General features: G+C 58.9%; 14 protein-coding genes and 2 pseudogenes. All 16 read left to right on the top strand.

The window, feature by feature from the left end; translation table 11 throughout:
* The first annotated feature begins 167 nt into the window (after positions 1 to 167).
* The 16 genes and pseudogenes from M1R55_RS23520 (at position 168) to M1R55_RS23590 (ending at position 18470) form a co-directional block, all read left to right on the top strand.
* A pseudogene (locus M1R55_RS23520) lies at positions 168 to 1539 on the top strand (IS66 family transposase).
* A 77-nt stretch (positions 1540 to 1616) separates the two neighbouring features.
* The gene (locus M1R55_RS23525; RefSeq protein WP_249394270.1) at positions 1617 to 1907 is read left to right on the top strand and encodes a hypothetical protein; all 291 of its coding nucleotides are present in this window, start codon (positions 1617 to 1619) and stop codon (positions 1905 to 1907) included.
* A gap of 1411 nt (positions 1908 to 3318) precedes the next feature.
* Complete coding sequence (locus tag M1R55_RS23530; RefSeq protein ID WP_249395332.1) at positions 3319 to 4026, top strand: AzlC family ABC transporter permease; 708 nt, start codon at positions 3319 to 3321, stop codon at positions 4024 to 4026.
* On the top strand, positions 4023 to 4343 hold the full coding sequence (locus M1R55_RS23535; RefSeq protein WP_249395333.1) for an AzlD domain-containing protein: 321 nt from the start codon (positions 4023 to 4025) through the stop codon (positions 4341 to 4343). Before M1R55_RS23530 ends, M1R55_RS23535 begins: the two co-directional genes overlap by 4 nt.
* Positions 4344 to 4610: 267 nt before the next feature.
* Positions 4611 to 4952: a hypothetical protein gene (locus M1R55_RS23540; RefSeq protein WP_249395334.1), complete on the top strand. Its 342-nt coding sequence runs from the start codon at positions 4611 to 4613 to the stop codon at positions 4950 to 4952.
* A gap of 216 nt (positions 4953 to 5168) precedes the next feature.
* Positions 5169 to 5378 carry a hypothetical protein gene (locus tag M1R55_RS23545; protein ID WP_249395335.1) on the top strand — a complete coding sequence of 70 codons (210 nt, stop codon included), beginning with the start codon at positions 5169 to 5171 and terminating at the stop codon, positions 5376 to 5378.
* Between the two features lie 69 nt (positions 5379 to 5447).
* Positions 5448 to 5642 (top strand): hypothetical protein, encoded by a 195-nt coding sequence (locus M1R55_RS23550; RefSeq protein ID WP_249395336.1) that lies wholly within the window; start codon positions 5448 to 5450, stop codon positions 5640 to 5642.
* A 594-nt stretch (positions 5643 to 6236) separates the two neighbouring features.
* Positions 6237 to 6851 (top strand): annotated as a pseudogene (locus tag M1R55_RS23555) (transposase).
* A gap of 10 nt (positions 6852 to 6861) precedes the next feature.
* Positions 6862 to 7347, top strand: a complete 486-nt coding sequence (locus M1R55_RS32400) for a transposase (RefSeq protein ID WP_371827281.1) — start codon at positions 6862 to 6864, stop codon at positions 7345 to 7347.
* Positions 7348 to 7494: 147 nt separating this feature from the next.
* Complete coding sequence (locus tag M1R55_RS23560) at positions 7495 to 9336, top strand: glycoside hydrolase family 3 protein (RefSeq protein WP_249395337.1); 1842 nt, start codon at positions 7495 to 7497, stop codon at positions 9334 to 9336.
* 873 nt (positions 9337 to 10209) lie between these two features.
* Positions 10210 to 11223, top strand: coding sequence for a LacI family DNA-binding transcriptional regulator (locus tag M1R55_RS23565; protein WP_249395338.1), 1014 nt, complete (start codon positions 10210 to 10212; stop codon positions 11221 to 11223).
* Positions 11224 to 11287: 64 nt separating this feature from the next.
* Positions 11288 to 12937, top strand: a complete 1650-nt coding sequence (locus M1R55_RS23570) for an ABC transporter substrate-binding protein (protein ID WP_249395339.1) — start codon at positions 11288 to 11290, stop codon at positions 12935 to 12937.
* A gap of 149 nt (positions 12938 to 13086) precedes the next feature.
* Complete coding sequence (locus M1R55_RS23575) at positions 13087 to 14073, top strand: ABC transporter permease (RefSeq protein ID WP_249395340.1); 987 nt, start codon at positions 13087 to 13089, stop codon at positions 14071 to 14073.
* Positions 14070 to 16016, top strand: coding sequence for a dipeptide/oligopeptide/nickel ABC transporter permease/ATP-binding protein (locus M1R55_RS23580; protein ID WP_249395341.1), 1947 nt, complete (start codon positions 14070 to 14072; stop codon positions 16014 to 16016). Before M1R55_RS23575 ends, M1R55_RS23580 begins: the two co-directional genes overlap by 4 nt.
* Positions 15985 to 17058 (top strand): ABC transporter ATP-binding protein, encoded by a 1074-nt coding sequence (locus M1R55_RS23585; RefSeq protein ID WP_249395342.1) that lies wholly within the window; start codon positions 15985 to 15987, stop codon positions 17056 to 17058. The genes M1R55_RS23580 and M1R55_RS23585 overlap by 32 nt, the downstream gene beginning before the upstream one ends.
* Positions 17059 to 17171: 113 nt before the next feature.
* Complete coding sequence (locus tag M1R55_RS23590) at positions 17172 to 18470, top strand: glycoside hydrolase (protein ID WP_249395343.1); 1299 nt, start codon at positions 17172 to 17174, stop codon at positions 18468 to 18470.
* Positions 18471 to 18493 lie beyond the last annotated feature (23 nt).

The following is an 18493-nucleotide window of genomic DNA, read 5'->3' on the forward strand; positions in this document are numbered from 1 at the left end:
GGTTCGCAACCCGAGAAAAGATCACTTCTACTCAGCCCAATGCGTAGGTCTTGGACATTCAATTGAGGTGTCTCGGATCTGTTTCTCAGATGCACCTTCCTGATTGTTGTTTTCTTGTGACTGCTCAGCAGGGGGCCTGGACTGGGTGGAGCAGGTAGAGTAGGGACATCTCCGACGACGCCTGCCCGAACTGCAAAAAATTGGAAGCTCAGCTGGCCAAAGTGCTTGCTGAGTTACAGGAGATCAAAGCGCGTCTGGGGCTAAACAGCACAACCTCGCATCAACCTCCGAGCCAGGACAAGCCCTGGACGCCGAAGAGTGAGCGCCAGAAGACCGGCCGGTCTTCTGGCGCTCAACCGGGTCACCCAGGCAAAACGCTGAAGATAGTCGAGCACCCTGACGAGATCGTCACGCTTCCTGTCACCGGGCACTGTGGTTGTGGTCAAGCCTGGGACACGGTGATCGTCAGCGATGAACTGGCGCGGCAGGTTCTGGACCTGCCAGAGATTCGACTTCATGCCGTGGAGTACCGCGCCCAGGTCAAGGTGTGTCCGAGCTGTCATCACCGCGAGCAGGCTTCTTTTCCAACTCACGTTCCTGGTCAAGTGCAGTATGGCCCCCATCCATGGACTGGCGGTTTACCTCAACGCGGTGCACTTCGTTCCGCTCAAACGTACAGCAAACATTCTGGAAGCCGTCTGTGGAGCAAAGCTCAGTGATGGCACCATTGCTCTCAACCTGAATGTGGCTGCTGGGCGTCTGGCTGCTTTTGAGACTGAACTCAAAGCTGCGCTCCTCAGCGAACCTGTCCTGCACGCGGATGAGACCGGCAGCAAGGTGAATGGGACGTTGGCGTGGATGCATGTGGTGAGCTGCAAGCAGCTCACGTTGTACGGGCATCACCAGCAGCGCGGGTACGCGGCTTTGAAGGACATGGACGTCCTTCCCCGGTTTAGGGGCACCTTGATGCATGACGCCTGGAGCATCTATTTCCAGCTTCCTGGACAACATGCCCTGTGCAACGCCCATCTTCTGAGGGAATGGCGGCACTTGGCAGAAGGGTATGGACAAACTTGGGCAGGGGAACTACGCCGCGCCATGCAACGCGTCTACCACGAGAACAAAGCAGGTACCCTGACCTTGGCGGGAAAAGCAGCGTTCCTGGCGCGGTTCGACGCGTTGGTACAAGCTGGGTTGGCATCCAACCCAGCAGCGGAACCCATCCCTGGACAGCGGGGTCGGGTGAAGCAGACCCGGGGACGCAACCTGGCACTGCGGTGTCAGAGGCATCGCGAAGCAATTCTGCGCTTCCTTGACTATGAAGAGGTGCCGTTTGACAACAATCAAGCGGAGCGGGACATTCGGATGGCGTGCGTGAAACGCAAAGTCTCCGGTGGGTTTCGCTCAGTGAGAGGTGGCATGAATTTCTGCCGCATTCGTAGCTATACTTCCACGCTTCACAAGCAGGGGATGAATATCTGGCACGGCCTGGTCAGTATCTTTCGCAATGACGTCCTTATGCCTACCTTCGTGTGCTAAGTGGTCACAAAATTTACTGCACGGTACGAGTAATCTTCGAGTAATTTTAGTTTTTAGAAGTGACGCAGGAGTTGGTTATGAATAATAACGAATTGGTTGCAAATGTTAGGAGAGAAGCTTTAGCTGGGATTGAGACGCTGCAGCTCCTGAGAAATCTGGCAAGCGGTGAATATAGCCGTTCAAATCCTGTTATCTTTGCAGGAACGTTGTCGCAAGCTTTTAAAATACCTAACGCAGTTACAATGAAGCTAAGTGAATGGAATCAAGCTTTTGGCCCTCTGCACTTCTCGGAGAACGAAGTAGATGAACTGATTACGCCCTATATAGAGACTTATATTTCCTCTGTTACCGTTGATAAGTCTGTGTAATTAACAGCTTACGGTGCTCCCGGCTCCAGCCGGGAGCATTTGCAGTATTGTTGAGGGTGTAAGTTGGTTCCAAAGATTTTTCATCGCAGACAACACCCCATGAGAGCCGACTTCTGCTGACTACTTCCGACTTTTGACCCCTAGAAAGCCAGCGTGAGTCGAAAAGCAGTAGTTATCTTAGCAACCATTGTGATTGTTGGAATTGGCATATTTACTTAATAAATTATTCTCGCCCTTAAAGTTGATTGACCAAGCATATCGTAACTGTCTGGAAAATCCGAGTAGTGGTCAAATGGAGAGAAAGAGATGGTCAGGTTTGATTCACCCTATTGATGAATCGAATATCTACACACAATGTGGTTAAACGAAATCATTTTGAATTGCTGTTAAGTAACCACTCATTACAAAACTTAACTTTGTAACGAGTGGTTACTTAACATCTATTAGTCGGTGTTAGTATAACACTTCTTAAGTATTAGTAATTTGCCGCTAATTTTTAGTGCTAGCCGTTTTACCATAAAATCAAGTAGAAATTCCGGCGTTAGAGTCAATCCATCTTCTAGATCTTCTTCAAAAAAAGTATGAAATAATACGTCTATAGGCTTTGGGTGTCCTGTGATATACCCTAGTTCTACAGACATTTTATAAACTTCTTTATCTGATGCGTCCTTAAGAAAGGATGGATTCGAGAGATGTCTAATCAGCACGAGAGCTCTTTCCCTATCCATAGGACTCCAATCTATTACATTTCAAGAGCGAAAATAAAATTCCTGTACGCGAATTAGATGTAGTTTTCACAACTGCTTTTTTCAAGGTCGATAGGTTCAATATTCAGACCTTTATCGTAGTGATAGTTATATGTCAAAACCTCGTAGTGAAATTTTGGTGAAGCGATCAAAAGATTGTCGTAACTACTTAGCACAACAGGTCGTTGTGTGCTGAGCAGTTACGTTTTCTTTTTAAAAGATTGCTCGAAGAGCCTCTTCCGGAAGACCTGCCCGTCTCGGCTGACGATTTGGCCCGAACCTTGACCTTCTTGCTGCGTTCCGAAGGGGGGCGGCGGAGCAATTCTGGTGCAGCTGCCGTTGGGGGTCTGGCAAGACATGCACAGCCGGCTCCTGGGGCCTCCTCAGGATGAACGCAGCGAGACAGCCGCACATCTGAAAGCGCTGCTGGCGCTGTCTTGACCTCGCATCAGGTGAGTTCCACGGACTGGAAGCCGTCACGAATGGGGCGTCTGGTTTACTGCTGGCGGAGATTGATAGGCGCAACGCCTTCTCTAGAGTTTGGACGTGGCCTGGGAATAGCAAATGTCTTTCCCTCATGGCTATGTTCGGATGACCGGGGGTATGACTGAGATCCAGCCGTCAGAATCTCGCCGCCGAACCCTTCCATGCGCCACTCTGAGGCCATGACCGAAGCCCTGCCACACCCTCCACCGTTCACGCCCGCCTTCTGGCGGGGGATGCGGGCCTTTGCGCCGCTGATCCCCGGTGTCGTGCCGTTCAGTATGGTGGCGGGGATTGCGGCGGTGCAGGCGGGCTTCACGCCCACTCAGTCCATCGCCTTCTCCCTGATCGGCTATGCCGGGGCGGCCCAATTGATCGCCTCACAGATGGTGACCAGCCACGCGCCGACCATTCTGATTCTCCTGAGCACGTTGATTGTCAACCTGCGCTTCGCCATGTACTCCGCCTCCATGCTCCCCCTATTTGTCGGTGTGCCCCTCCCCAGACGCTGGCTCCTCGCCTACGGCATCACCGATCAAGCTTACGCGGTCACCATGGGACGGCCTCTCACCGAACCCCACCCCGTCGCCTATTACGCTGGAGCCGCTGTCCTGATGTGGCTGACCTGGCAGAGTGGCACCGCTGTCGGCGCCCTGCTGGGCGCGCGCATTCCCGCGCATTGGCCGCTGGATTTCGCAGTGCCGCTGAGCTTCATCGCGTTGCTCGTGCCGGTCTTGAAGAGCAAGCCGCAGGTGGTTGCCGCGGCCGTGTCTGCTGTGGTAGCGGTGGCCGCCCATGACCTGCCGTTTCGCCTGAATCTGATTCTGGGGGCGGTGTGCGGCGTGGCCATCGGGTACTGGGTGCAGCGTTCGCAGGCCAAAGCGGCATGAGCATCTGGCTTTTGATTGTCGGCGTGGGTCTGGTCAGCCTGGGTTTGCGTGCGTCGTTTCTCGTGCTCCTGCGGGGCCGAACGCTTCCAGAACATGTCACGTCTTCATTGGGGTTGGTGCCTGCTGCCGTGCTGGCTGCCCTGGTTGCGCCGGAACTCATGCATTCGGCAGCAACAGGCACCTTGGATGTTCTTAACCCCCGTCTGGTGATTGGTCTGATCGCGGCGGCAGTGGCGTGGAGAACGCGGAACGTGTTGTGGACACTGGTGGTTGGCTTGGGTCTGTTGTTCGTTGTTCAGGCCTTCGGCTGGCGGTAGGATTCTGGCAAGTTTGTGTGTTGGGCAGAGCTGTGGGAAGCTTTGTTCGTCACTCCCCTTGAGCCAGACAGCCTGTAAAAGCCTTTGACCCTTCAAGGTCGTATTGCAAATTTGGGCTGGCTCAAGGCCCTTCGATCAGGCGCAACAGTATCTGAGGCCAAGAAGACTGCATACAAAATTTCGCCGACCGAACTGGGGTGTGATCCCCTCTCTGCACGTTCCCCGCCTGGTGCTGCCCTCCAAATTGTCTGACACACTGCCCTCTACATGACCGACGCCTACCTGACTCTCCAAGACTTGAAAGCTCGGGGCTGGACTCCGGGAATGATCAGGGCGCTTCTGGATCCCTACGATCACGAGCGCTGGATCAATAAACGCGGGCATCGGCTGCCCAAGCCGATCAAGCTGTATCTCGGAACACGGGTGGTGCAGATAGAAGCCACCGAAGCCTTTGGCCATGCCAGAGAACGTGCCGGTGCCCACCAAGTGGTGATGCTCAAAGCAGTCCAAACACGTCAAGTCGTGAATACCAGAGCGTTGGCACGGTATGAGGCGCTTTCCCTCCCGAGTACGGGTGCGTCAAGTCGAGCTGGACGGGAAGGCAGCTGACCAGAAAGAACTCTGGCAGATGCATCTGCAGGAGTTCTACGTCTGGCACCTGGCGCAGGAACATTTGTTGTCCGGGCTGACTCAGACCATGCGCAGGGCAGCAGAACGTCGAATGTTTGAGCGCTACCAAGCCGCGGTGTCTCACGCGTACGGCTGGGTTGAGTAAGTCAAGAGATCACCACCACCCCGCCCCGGCGGGCACAGGACGTGTCCCCCATGCCGAAAGTCAAGATTCCCACTTACGAGCAAACCCATCCCCCGGAGCTGGCCACCACCGAAGCGTTGGCCGAGGCCGGCCTGCAACCCGCCCAGGGCCAAGTGGTGGCCGCCCTGTTCTACCTCCGCAGCAAAGACCGCGAACGGCTGACCGCCCTGTACTGCCGAGCAGACGCCGTGCCGCTGCAGGTCAAAGCGGAGCCGCTATGAAGCCCCCCGCTCTCACTGCGTTCGACCTGAAAGAGCGTGGCTGGACGCCCGTCATGATTTGCGAGCTGCTTGACCCACCTGACCGCGAACTGCCCAGTGAAGTACGGGTGGGCAGTCAGGGTCGCCACGTGGGGCAGGGCCGTCAAGCTGTACAACAAAGACCGGGTGATGCACATGGAGACCACCGAAGCGTTCGCAGTGGCCCAGGCGCGTGCCGGTATTCGGCAGGACGGCGCGCAGAGCCCTGGCGACCCGGCAGGCTGACCACGCGGAAGTGGTGGCCCGTTATGCTGCCGTCCCGTTGCCTGTGCCTCAGCCGCATTCAAGAGGGGCGCAGTTCACGGGAGAGTATCTGTGGAAGCACCATCATCCGGAGCTGATTAACTGGCAACGTCAGCACGATTACCTGCTCGACAAGTTGCCGAGAACACTCCAGCGTGAGGCAGAACCCCGGGCTTTTGAGCGCTACTACGACGCTTTCATGGCCCTCTACGGTGATCGGCCCTGGCGCTAGATCGGTGATCCGGTGCCAGCTCCAGCGGTGGCGAGGAGTGGTACTCCGTTGACTCATGGAACGGATGCAACTTAGGGAATGGACACCCAACGGCTCATTCCTGAACCGTTGGAGCAGTTTTGCCAGCTGTTCGACTCGACGTTTACGCGTTCCACACAGTAAGTCACCTTTCAAACGTATCTGCAAGTCTTTCTTCTGGGAATGGAAGGTCACGAAACGGCGACGGGGCTGGCGAATACCGAACCGGGCCAACCGGGCAGCCGACACAAGGACGCACAGCGTCTTCAGTGGTTCTTGCGAGAGAGCACTTGGGATCCGGAAGGGCTCAGTGAGGCGCGGTGCTGGTGGTTGACGAGACAGGCGACCGGAAATACGGCACGCACACCGCGCATGTGGGTCAGCAATATTTGGGGAGTTTGGGCAAGGTCGATTCGGGCATCGTGACCGTTCATGAGCTGTATGACACGTGAAACGCGTATATTCCCTTGAAATTCGTGTCGTATACGCCAGCCCATCATTTTGAACGTAAAACCAGTGATACGGCGTTCAAAACCAAGCCCCAACTTGCGATTGACCTGATTGACGCAGTTCGATGCGATTGGCCGTATCGGGCGGTGGTCGCAGACAATTTCTACGGGCGTAACGAGGTCTTCCAGCACCACCTCATCCGTCAACACATTCCCTTTGTGTTGGCACTGCCGGCCTCGCATACCTGGTGGCATACCGGAGATCAACCGGGGAGCGTAGAGCAACTGGCGCTGCACGCAGCGCCAGAGGCCTGGCAGCCTCTCGTGCGCATCTCTGCCGATGGGCATCAAGAAATCAAATGGGTCGCCGAACGACAGGGCAGCCCCTTTGGGCCGCACCAGACCTTTCGGCGGATTGTCGTCACGCCGGATCCGGTGGAGTTGCCAGAAGATCGCACGAAATATCTGAATTCTCAATCTCCGCGAGGGTGAGCAGGACACCATGGTGTGGCATGCCAAGACGCCGCCAGCGACCCTTTTGGAGATCGCCCTGCTGTATGCCCGGCGTCCTCGAATTGAACAGGCCTACCGCGAGGTGAAGCAGCATTTGGGCTGGACACACTGTCAGGCACGCTCAGACCTGGCCCTCCGACGCCATTGGAACCTCGTCTGCGTCGCGTTCTGTTTCTTGTATTGGGAGGCGGCACAGCCGACGGATGACCCTCTCACGACAGAGCCGCACGACGATCACCCACCTTCAGCGGCGGCTCAGCCGCCGACCTGGAGTGCCGCTCTGCGTCGCGTCCTTTGTTATCTGGAGCCATTCGTCTGGATCTGGAGAGCATGGCGTGCCTTCACGACGGCTGAGCCTCCCAAGACGCCGCTCGCGTTGCTCAGGTCTGTGGGACAGGGACAGCCCCTCTCGCTCTATGTCACCTCAATGCCGTCCACAAGGGCAATCTTCTTCAAGATCAACGGACTAGGGTAGTCCGTTGACTTCGGGTCAATCTTCTTTGCGGCCAAGCCACCAGAAGAGGAGAGAAGACAGGTCACGCCCTATGGGGCGGAGGCCAGATGAGCGCCGATGTCCCACTATGCAGGCGCGGTACGCTTGCAGCGGTTGTACTGTTGATCTATGCCCACATCCCCGTTGACCGCCACCGAACAACGCTTTGTCGCTCAGCTGCTTGCCGAGATGACATTGGATGAAAAAATCGGGCAGCTGACGCAGCCCGAGAAAAACAGCGTGACACCAGAGCAAGTAACGCGACTCGGCCTCGGGTCCGTGCTGAGCGGCGGCGGCGGCAACCCCGACCCCAACACTCCGGCCAACTGGCGGGCAATGGTAATGGCTTTTCAGGAAGCGGCGCTGGCCTCCCGCCTCGGCATTCCACTGCTGTACGGGGTAGACGCTGTACATGGGCACAACAACGTCGTCGGGGCAACGATTTTCCCTCACAACATCGGCCTCGGGGCCACCCGTGATCCGGATTTGGTGCGCCGGATCGGTCGGGCCACTGCGTTGGAAGTAGCGGCAACGGGGGTGCGCTGGAGCTTTGCGCCCGCCGTGAGTATTCCGCAGGATGTGCGTTGGGGACGCAGTTATGAAGGCTACAGCCAAGACCCGGCGCTGGTGTCCGAACTGGCAGTGTCCCTGATCGAGGGGTTCAGGGGCGACGGCTGGGACAGTGAAACCGCCGTACTGCCCTCGGTCAAGCATTTTGTGGCCGACGCCGCCGCGACGTGGGGAAGCTCCAAGCGGGTCAACCGGGAGGCAATGGCCGAGGTGCAGAACGCTGACCAATCCACCGATCAAACCCTAGCGATAGCCCATATGGATCAGAGTTTTACGGAACTGTTGAAGTTGGGTGCGTGGCAAATAGATCAAGGCGACGCTGAGATAGACGAGGCGACGTTGCGGGCGGTGCATCTCCCTCCGTATAGGGCAGCTTTGGAGGCAGGAGCACTGAACGTCATGGCCTCTTACAGCAGTTGGCAAGGCCTGAAAATGCACGCGCATCAGTACCTTCTAACTGACGTTCTGAAGGACGAACTAGGCTTCGAAGGCTTTGTGGTGAGCGATTGGGAAGGCATCGACCAGATTTTTCCCGGCGAGTACGACCGCTGTGTGGTGGCCGCCCTCAATGCGGGCATCGATATGGTCATGGTTCCCTTTGATCTGAACCGATTTATAGACAGTGTGCGCCGCGCTGTGTTGGGCGGGCAAATTCCCCATACTCGCCTAGACGATGCTGTACGCCGGATTCTGACGGCGAAAGTGGCGCTTGGCCTATTTGAGCACCCGCGCACTGATCCGGCCCTGCTGGAGTTGGTGGGTTGCGACGCGCACCGGGCACTGGCCCGCGAAGCAGTAGCGAAATCTCTGGTGATGCTCAAAAACGACGGTGACATTTTGCCGCTGCGCCGGGGCGGGCCTGCGGTGCTGGTGGCCGGGCTAGACGCTGACGATGTGGGCGTGCAGTGCGGCGGCTGGACGGTATCTTGGATGGGTGGGCGCGGGCCGACGACGCCCGGAACCAGCATTTTGGCCGGGCTGAGGCACACGTTGGGGGCCGAACAGGTGCAGTACAGTGCCGACGGGCAACTGGACGCCGAGCCTGAATACGAGGTGGGCGTAGTCGTGGTGGCCGAGGAACCTTACGCCGAGGGTATGGGAGACCGGGCCAGCCTGACTCTCAGCGCCGATCAAGTGGCCCTGTTGGGGCGCGTGCGGGCACGGTGTCAGCGCTTGGTGGTGGTCTTGCTCTCGGGCCGCCCGCTACTTATTACTGAAGAATTGCCACACTGGGACGCTTTTGTTGCGGCTTGGCTCCCCGGTACGGAAGGGCAGGGCGTGGCCGACGTGCTGTGCGGCGACCTCCCATTTACAGGCCGCCTTTCATTCGACTGGCCCCAAAACAGCAGCGATCTGCCGCGCCGCGCCGATTCTGCCGCTCTCTTTCCTATGGAGCCTTGAATCGCTGGAGCCTAAGTAGGAGGAGCGAACAGCAAAAGCACGGGCGAGGCAGAGGCCGGGGCACTGATGAGCGTCCGTCTCATACCGGCCTTTTTGCTGTTCGCTCCTCCCGGATGATTCTCGCAAATCATCGCAATTTGGTATGCCCTTACGGCGGCGTTGATCTGATCTTCAGCCCAACGCACACCGTGATTGATCCACCACTTTGGGGCGTATTTGGGGCGCAATTCCGAATGCGGCGGCTGATGTCAGTAGATGTCATTCAGAACACGACAACCCTTCAGGCGTTGGATGAGAGGTTGGCTCGGATACTGGAGAAACGTCAACGCCCAGGCCTGCTAGCGTCGTTCGGCGGACAAAGGTGGGGTGGGCCTTGCCTGATGCGCTGTGCTGGCGTGCCCAGGACTTCTTTGCAAACTTTGATTCGCGGCGCCCCCAACGTGTTGAGGAGGGTGCACACCTGATTAAGGGAACAGTTTTAGTCCTTAGCTGCCCAGCGCTCGTAGCTGTGGTCAGCGTGCGCTGAAGCACAGTGCAGATCAGCAGTTGCAATTTCAGGCGATGACACTGCTTCTTGCCGCTCGGGTGGGGGCACGGCAGCTGCATGCTGATCCCTTGACATTTCCGGCCCCAAGAACTAATTTAAGGTGTCCTCAATGTAACGTTTTCAGCGATGTTGGTCATCCTGTATGGAGGCCGTCGCGTCCGCCCATGTCGGCAACCGTGCCGATTCTTCTGCATGTTTGAGGAATGGAGCAAGCAGGAACGATTTCCTAGCGACTTGGTAAGAGAAGGCTGGCCCCGCATGAATCTGCAAGGTGCTGTGGTGTGGATTTCTGGTTGAGCATTGATTCCAGTAACACAGGAGAAGCCGTGAGCGAAGGAGGGATAACCGCCGTTCCAACCACCGCTCCACGGGGCGCGGGTATCCGTGAGGTGGCGCGGCAAGCGGGCGTGTCTACAGCCACCGTATCGCGGGTCTTCAACAACGCCGAGTCGGTGAACCCTGAAACGCGCCAACGGGTGATGGAGTTGGCTGCCTCACTGAACTATTCTCCCAGCCCACTGGGACGCAATTTGGTACAGGGCCGCAGTTCCCTGATCGGGTTGCTGGTGCCCAACCTGTCTTTTCCGCTGTACGGTGAAATGATCCGCGCCGTAGAAGACGTACTGAGCGCACACGGCATGAGCGCCCTGCTTGCTTCCAGCCACGACGACGCGGCCACCGAAACGCGGGCAGCACACAACCTGCTGCGGCACGCTGTAGACGGCGGCATCGTCATTAATTCGCAGGCAGGCTTCAGTTTGCCCACCGTGCGCGGCATGAACTGGGTGCAGGTGGCGCCGGAATTGCCGAATTTGCCGCACCGCGTCGAACTGGACAACGAGGAAGGTGGCAGGGTGGCGGCGCGGGAACTGCTGCGCTGCGGGCGGCGGGACTTGGCCTATGTCGGCGCAGAGGGCCGCGAAAGTGCCGACCGGGAGCGCGGTTTTGCGGCAGAACTCGCACAGGTGAGCCTCAGCTACCGCCGCTTTGTGGGCGATTACTCGGAAGCGTCTGGGTTAGTGGCAGCGGGCAGTTTGCTAGATCAGGGCGACCCACTTGACGGCATTTTTGCAGCGGGCGACCTGATGGCGGCGGGCGTGCTGCGTACCCTGCACCTGCGCGGCCTGCGCGTGCCCGCAGACATGGCGGTGGTGGGCTTCGACGACGCCGTGATCGCTTCCTTGCTCTATCCACGCCTGACCAGCATCCGCCAACCGGCCGATCTGATGGGCCAAGCCGCCGCCGAACTGGTGCTGAGCCTGCTGTCGGGCATTCTCCGCCCACCGCAAATTTTCGCGCCCACACTGGTACGGCGAGAATCTACTGGCCCGCCGGATTGACCGAACCGCCCCTCCTCTGCCCGCCGTCCCACTCGCCCGCACTCTCATTTCTGGAGGAAGACTCATGAACAGCACCCGCCGTAACAAGTTGGCCGCCACCTTCACCCTGTCCCTCAGTGCGCTGCTGATTGGCGCGGCGCTCGCCCAAAATCCTAAATCTACCTTTACGGTGGTGCGTGCGACGCAGTGGGGCGCGGCCAACCTCAACCCGTTTACGCCCGGCGATCAGCACCTTTTGCCCACCAACTCGGCCATTTATGAAACGCTGTTCTATGTCAACTCGCTGAACGGCAAGGTGACGCCCGTGCTGGGCACCAAATACGCGTGGAGCAAAGACAGCAAGACCCTGACCGTGACCACCCGCAGCGGCGTCAAATGGACGGATGGGCGGGCGTTTAGCGCCAACGACGCCGCGTTCACCTTCAACTACCTCAAGCAGTATCCGGCGCTCGATACTTCCGGCATCTGGAAAAGCGGCTTGACGGCGGTGAAGGCGAGTAACCCCACCACCCTCATCTTCAGTTTCAGCGCCCCCAATACGCCTGTGTTCCAGTACCTCGCCAACACACCGATGGTGCCGCAACACCTCTGGAAAGACGTGAAAGACCCAGCCACATTCACCAATACCAAGCCTGTAGCGACCGGGCCATTCGTGTTCGAGAGTGCCAGCCAGCAAGCCATTCGGGTGCTGAAAAACACCAACTACTGGATGCCCAATCAGCCGTATGTGGACGCGGTGGTGTGGGTGTCGACCAGCAGCAACGACGCGGGCCTGCTCAAGCTGCTCAGCGGTGATGTGGATTACGGGTACATCGGCATTTCCGACCCTAAAAATTACGCGTCCAAGGGACCCAACAATACCTATTGGTGGCCCACCAACAACATCAATTTCTTGTATTTCAACACGGTTAAGGCTCCGTTTAACGACGCAGGCTTTCGCAAGGCCGTTGCGCAGGCCATCAATACCAAAGATGTGGCCCTGAAAGCCTACGCGGGCGCGGTGCCTGCGGCCAGTCCCAGCGCCGTATTCCCCACCCAGCAGACCGAATGGCTGCCCGCCAGCGCCAAAACGGGGATGCCCGCCTTCAATGCCGCTGCCGCCGACGCCGCGCTGACCGCCGCCGGATACAGGAAGAACGCTCAGGGCGTGCGTCTCGGCAAAGACGGCAAGGTGCTGCCTACCTACAAAATCCTGGTGGGCGCGGGCTGGACAGACTTTATTACGATGGCGCAGGTGGTGGGCGACAACCTGAAAAAAGTGGGCATCAATACCAGCATCGACCAGCAGGCGTGGGGCAGTTATTCGGGTGGCCTACAAAGCGGCAGCTACGATATGGGCATCAGCTGGGGCTGGGGCAACGGCTCTAGCCCATACTACACCTTCAACGCTGCCTTCAACCCAGAATTTAGCGCCCCAGTGGGCAAAACCGCCCCCAGCAACCTGTCTCGTTATACCAATCCGGCCATCACCAAAGCCCTCAAAGACTTCAGCATGACCAGTGACAAGGCCGCCCAGAAAAAGGCCATGACCACTATCGTCAGCACGGTGCTGAAGGATATGCCGTGGGTGCCGCTGACCGACCGCACGCAGTTTTCCTTGTACAACACCAGTCGCTTCACGGGTTTTCCCAGCGCCGCCAACCCCTACAACGACGCTTCACCCGACGACCAGCCCGGCGCACGTTTGATGTACCTGAATGTGAAGCCGAAGTAGGGGAGAAAAGCACAACACTAAGTTTTTGCTTCTCGCCCTGAACGGACAAAACACATCGGGGAGGAGTCGCCAAAAATGACTGGGGGTGAGTGAGCAAAGCTGTTGCCCTTCACCCCCTTCCCTGGCTCCGACTTTAAAAGGTGGTGAACGTGCCGTACCTGCTCAGAAAACTGGTCATTCTGGTGTTTACGCTGTGGATGGCCGCCACCCTCAATTTCATTTTGCCGCGCCTCGTACCCGGCGATCCGGTCAGCGTGATGCTCGCCAAATATCAGGGCCGCCTTGATCCGAGCGCCGTAGACGCCCTAAAAATCGCGTATGGCCTGAACGACCTCGGCAGTCCGGTGGCGCAGTACTTCGCCTATGTGGGCCAATTGCTGCGCGGCGATTTCGGGCGGTCTATCAGCCTGTTTCCTACGCCTGTCGCCGACGTGATCTGGCAGGCGTTGCCGTACACGTTGGGCTTGGTCGGTGTGACTACCGTTTTGTCGTTCCTGCTGGGAAGTGCGTTGGGGCTGTATAGCGGCTGGCGGCGCGGCCATCCAGTGGCCGACGCGCTGCCGCCTATCGCACTGTTCCTGAATTCCATGCCCTACTTTTGGTTCGCGCTGCTGATGCTCTACGTCTTCGCCTTCCAACTGCGCTGGTTTCCGCTGGGCGGCGCACTCGACCCGTTTCCGGGGCCTGCGTTCAGTTCCGGCTGGTGGTCGTCGCTGCTGCGCCACGCCATGTTGCCCGTGTTTACCATCCTCGTTACCTCGGTGGGCGGTTGGCTGCTGACCATGAGAAACAACGTGGTCAGCGTAACCAGCGAGGATTATCTGGCGTTTGCCCGCGCCAAAGGCCTGCCAGAGCGCCAAATCTTGACGCGCTACGTGCTGAGAAATGCCCTGCTGCCCAGCTTTACTTCGTTTGGCATGGCGCTGGGCTTTGTGGTGGGGGGCAGCATCCTGACCGAAATCGTGTTCAGTTATCCGGGGCTGGGCTTTTACTTGTATCAGGCGGTGGTGGGGCTGGATTACCCGCTGATGCAGGCGCTGTTTTTCATCATTGCCCTGACCGTATTGGCCGCCAATTTTGCTGTAGATCTCCTGAATGTCATCCTTGATCCGCGCATCCGTGAAGGCCGGGCATGAACGGGCTGCGAACCCTGATGAGGCAGCCCCGAACCGTAGTGGGCGCAGGCATTTTGCTGGTGCTGCTGCTGATGGGGCTTTTGGCCCCGATCCTCACGCCGTACAGCCCAAATTCGCTGGAATTCAGCGCATACATGCCCCTTTCGGCCCAGCATCCTCTGGGCACCACTGCCATCGGGCAAGATATTTTTTCTCAGTTGCTGTACGGCGCACGCCTGACCCTGTTGGTGGGCGCGGTGGCCGGACTGATTGCCACTATTCTCAGCGTTGCGCTGGGCCTCACCGCTGCGTATGTGGGTGGCTGGGTCGATGAAGCCATCAACGCCCTGATCAACGTGTTTCTGGTGCTGCCGGGGCTGCCACTCGTGATTATCGCGGCGGCCTTTTTGCGCGGCGGCGGCGTGTGGCCGGTCATTCTGGTCATCAGCCTGACCGGGTGGGCGTGGGGCGCACGGGTGCTGCGGGCACAGGCGATGGCCCTGCGCGAGCGCGATTTTGTGCAGGCGGCGGTGGCGTCGGGCGAGGGGCCGGGCCGCATTATTTTTATGGAGATTTTGCCCAACATGACCAGCCTGATCGCCGCCAATTTTTTCGGCGCGGCCCTATATGCGGTTCTCAGCGAAGCGGGCCTGTCGTTTATCGGTGTGGGCGACGTGTCACTGGTGACTTGGGGCACCATGTTGTACTGGGCGCAGGCCAAAGGCGCACTCCTTCAGGGTGCGTGGTGGTGGGTGGCAATGCCAGGGCTGGGTATTGCGCTGCTGGGCACGTCATTCGCCTTACTTAACTTTGCCATTGATCAACTTGGCAACCCGCGCCTCGGCTGGGGCAGCGTCAAATCTTCGCGCCGCACACGGGCTCCTGCACCCGCGCCCAACCCAAATGCGCTGCTGGCCGTGCGTGATCTGGACGTGGGCTACGTGACGCCGCAAGGCACGGTGCGGGCTGTGCGAAAGGTCAGTTTGGACGTGGCCCCCGGTGAATTCGTGGGGCTGGCAGGCGAATCGGGCTGCGGCAAAAGCACGCTGGCCTTTGCCGCCACGCGCCTGCTGAATCCTCCCGGCGAGGTGCTGGGCGGCTCGGTCACGCTGGCCGGACAAGACCTGTTGGTGCTGGCCCCCGAAGCCCTGCGGCAGGTCCGCTGGAAGGAATTCAGCGTGGTGTTTCAGGCGTCTATGAACGTGCTGAACCCGGTGTTGAAAATCCGCGAACAGGTGTACGACGCGATGCAGGCGCACGGCATCACCGATCCGGCTAAACTGGACGCCCGCGCCCGCGAACTGTTCTCGATGGTGGGCATCCAAACAAGGTATCTGGACAGCTACCCACACCAACTGTCGGGCGGCATGAAACAGCGGGTGGTCATTGCGATTGCGCTGGCGCTGGAACCCAAATTAATTGTGATGGACGAGCCGACCACCGCCCTCGACGTGGTGGTGCAGCGCCAAATCTTGCAAGAAATCGCGGAGGTGCGCCGCCGCCTAAGTATCAGCATCGTGTTTATTACGCATGACCTCTCGCTGCTGGTGGAAATGAGCGACCGCGTGGCGATCATGTACGCCGGAGAACTGGTGGAGCAGGCCCCGGCCCACGACCTGTACGCCCATCCTGCCCACCCCTACACCCAGCAACTCATGAAGGCATTTCCGCCCATGACTGGCCCACGCGAGCGGCGTAGCGGCATACCGGGCCGCCCGCCCTCGCTGAGCGAAACATTGCCCGGTTGCCCGTTTTTTGAACGCTGTGCCGTGAGGATGCCGGGGATTTGTGACGTGAAACCGCTGGAAACGTTCCGCGTGGCTGAGGCGCATACGGTGGCCTGCTTCCTATACGATTCGGCAGTGTCGCCCGCCACCAAAGAACTTGCTCTGAGTCACGCTCCGAGTTCGGTCATTCCACAGGAGGTGCGTCTTGAGCCAGTCCCAAACCCCGCTCTCCATTAACTCTCCAGCTTGCGCGCCGGCAAGCGGATCAGCAAGTGGGCCAAACACGCTGGACATCGTCAATCTCCGCAAAGTCTTTGGGGGGCGCGGCAAATCGGGTGGCGTGGTGGCTGTCAATGACGTGAGCTTCAGCATCCGGCGCGGCGAAGTATTGGGCTTGGTGGGCGAATCCGGCAGCGGCAAAAGTACCATCGCCCGCCTGATTGCCCGACTTCATCAGCCCACGTCCGGCGAAATCCGGCTGAACGGGGAAGTGGTGCCGCACAAGTTGGGTGGGCAAGGGCTACGGCAGCTTCGGCGGCGCGTCCAAATGATTTTTCAAGACCCGTATGCCAGCCTAAATCCGCTTCATCCGGTGCGCTACACCCTGGCGCGGCCCCTCAAGATTCACCGACTGGCACGCGGCAACACCGATCTGCAAGTTACCGCATTGCTCGAACGGGTGGGCCTGACTCCAGCACTGACCTACGCGGCCAAACGCCCCTTTGAGTTGTCGGGCGGACAGCGGCAACGGGTAGGCATTGCCCGCGCCCTCGCCGCGCAGCCTGAACTAATTTTGGCCGACGAACCGACCAGCGCCCTCGACGTATCTATTCGGCTGGACGTCATGAACCTGATGCTGGATTTGAAGGATCAAGAAGGCCTGAGCATGCTGTTTATTACGCACGATTTGGCCGGGGCACGCTACATGAGTGACCGCGTGGCCGTGTTGTACGCCGGAACCCTAGTGGAAATCGGCCCCGCCGTGCAGGTCATAGATCAGCCGCAGCACCCCTACACCCAACTGCTGAAAAGTGCCGCACCCAAACCCGACGCGGGCTTGACTCCCGACCACATTGAAGCGCGGGGCGAAGTGCCCGACCTGAGTACCTTGCCGCCCGGTTGTCCCTTCGAGCCGCGTTGTCCGTCTGCCATGCCGGAATGCAAAAACGGCCTGCCCAAGTTGTACGACGTGAGCGAAGGGCATGGGGTGAGGTGCTTGCTGCATGATCCGGCGATCAAGGAGAGGCAGGCAGGCACGGTGGTGGGGTACGCGTTGTAGGCGAACAACCCGATCAAGAGGGGTCAAGCATTGAGCGTAACGGTTGCCTTTCTCTTAGACCCTTCGGCCACGCCCCCTTAGAACGCTCCTCCCCTACTCCAAAGGAACTACCTATGGCCAGCGTCAAAATTGCCTACATCGGCGGCGGCAGCACCCGCGCTCCCGGCACCGTCGCTTCGTTTATTCGGCAGGCCCAGAACTTTGCGGGCTGTGAAATTGCTCTCCATGACCTGAATCCAGAACGGTTGGAACTCGTGCGCCGCCTGTCGGTAAAGATGGCCGAGGCCGAGGGTGCAGAGATAAAAATTACGGCTACCACTGACCGCAAGGCCGCCCTAAGCGACTGTGCTGGGGTGCTGTCCAGCTACCGTCCGGGCGGCTTTGAAGCCCGCTACCAAGACGAACGCATTCCGCTGAAGCATGGATTGATCGGGCAAGAGACGCAGGGCGCGGGCGGGTTTTTTATGGCGCTGCGGGCGATCGCGGTGGCGCGTGAGTTGGTGCAGGACATGGAGCAGGTGTGCCCCGACGCCACGCTGTTCAATTACACCAATCCGGTGAATATCGTGGCTCAGGCGGTGTCCGACCATTCGCCTATCCGGGTGGTGTCATTGTGCGAAGGCCCCATAGTCTTTCCCGGCGAAATTGCCGAACTGGTGGGTTTCGACCCAGCCAAAGTGCGGGCGGTGATGCTGGGCTTAAACCATGCTTGCTGGAGCGCCCACACCCCAGACGGTGGGGCAGAATATGACGGTCAACCGATGCTTCCGCTGCTGGCCCAAAAGCTGGAAGAAGGCATTGCCGACGACTGGACGCGCCGCTGGGTGGAGTTAGCCGTGACTATGAATAGCCTGCCCGCCTCCTACATGAAGTACTACTACTTCGAAGACGAGATGCGCCGGGCGTTGCAGGCCAAGCCGACCACCCGCGCACAAGATATTTTGGCCGACGTGCCCAGCTACTGGCAGCATTATCACGAGCAAGCTTCGGCCACGCGCCCCACGCTGGAGCCTACGCTGTCCCGCGGCGGAATTTTTGAACTGGAAGTGGCCGTGGACGTGATGGACGCTGTGTTCAACGACAAGAACGAGGTGTGGCCCACCAATGTGGTCAACGGCGGAGCCATTCACGATTTCCCCGATGAGCGCGTGGTGGAAGTGCCTTGCATGGTGAACCTTCAGGGCGTGCAGCCCATTGCGGGCTACCGCGTGCCGCCGCCTGTGCGTGGGCTCCTGGGAGCGCTGGGCGAATACCAACAATTGGCCGCCGATGCCGCGTGGGACGGCACCCGGCAGCAAGCCATTCAAGCCCTGACCAGCAATCCTTTGGTTCGCACGTTACCGCTAGCGCAGGCTCTCTACGACGAATTGGCGCAGGCCCACCGCGCCCACCTGCCGGAGCGGTTGTGGTAGTGGAATCTGTGGGGAACCTCCAA

Source organism: Deinococcus sp. QL22, assembly GCF_023370075.1.
Taxonomy (GTDB): Bacteria; Deinococcota; Deinococci; order Deinococcales; family Deinococcaceae; genus Deinococcus.

Excerpts from the sequence above, each read along its gene's own strand:
- M1R55_RS23525 (WP_249394270.1), top strand. The coding sequence starts at position 1,617 with ATGAATAATAACGAATTGGTTGCAAATGTTAGGAGAGAAGCTTTAGCT.
- M1R55_RS23530 (WP_249395332.1), top strand. The coding sequence starts at position 3,319 with ATGACCGAAGCCCTGCCACACCCTCCACCGTTCACGCCCGCCTTCTGG.
- M1R55_RS23535 (WP_249395333.1), top strand. The coding sequence starts at position 4,023 with ATGAGCATCTGGCTTTTGATTGTCGGCGTGGGTCTGGTCAGCCTGGGT.
- M1R55_RS23540 (WP_249395334.1), top strand. The coding sequence starts at position 4,611 with ATGACCGACGCCTACCTGACTCTCCAAGACTTGAAAGCTCGGGGCTGG.
- M1R55_RS23545 (WP_249395335.1), top strand. The coding sequence starts at position 5,169 with ATGCCGAAAGTCAAGATTCCCACTTACGAGCAAACCCATCCCCCGGAG.
- M1R55_RS32400 (WP_371827281.1), top strand. The coding sequence starts at position 6,862 with ATGGTGTGGCATGCCAAGACGCCGCCAGCGACCCTTTTGGAGATCGCC.
- M1R55_RS23560 (WP_249395337.1), top strand. The coding sequence starts at position 7,495 with ATGCCCACATCCCCGTTGACCGCCACCGAACAACGCTTTGTCGCTCAG.
- M1R55_RS23570 (WP_249395339.1), top strand. The coding sequence starts at position 11,288 with ATGAACAGCACCCGCCGTAACAAGTTGGCCGCCACCTTCACCCTGTCC.
- M1R55_RS23580 (WP_249395341.1), top strand. The coding sequence starts at position 14,070 with ATGAACGGGCTGCGAACCCTGATGAGGCAGCCCCGAACCGTAGTGGGC.
- M1R55_RS23590 (WP_249395343.1), top strand. The coding sequence starts at position 17,172 with ATGGCCAGCGTCAAAATTGCCTACATCGGCGGCGGCAGCACCCGCGCT.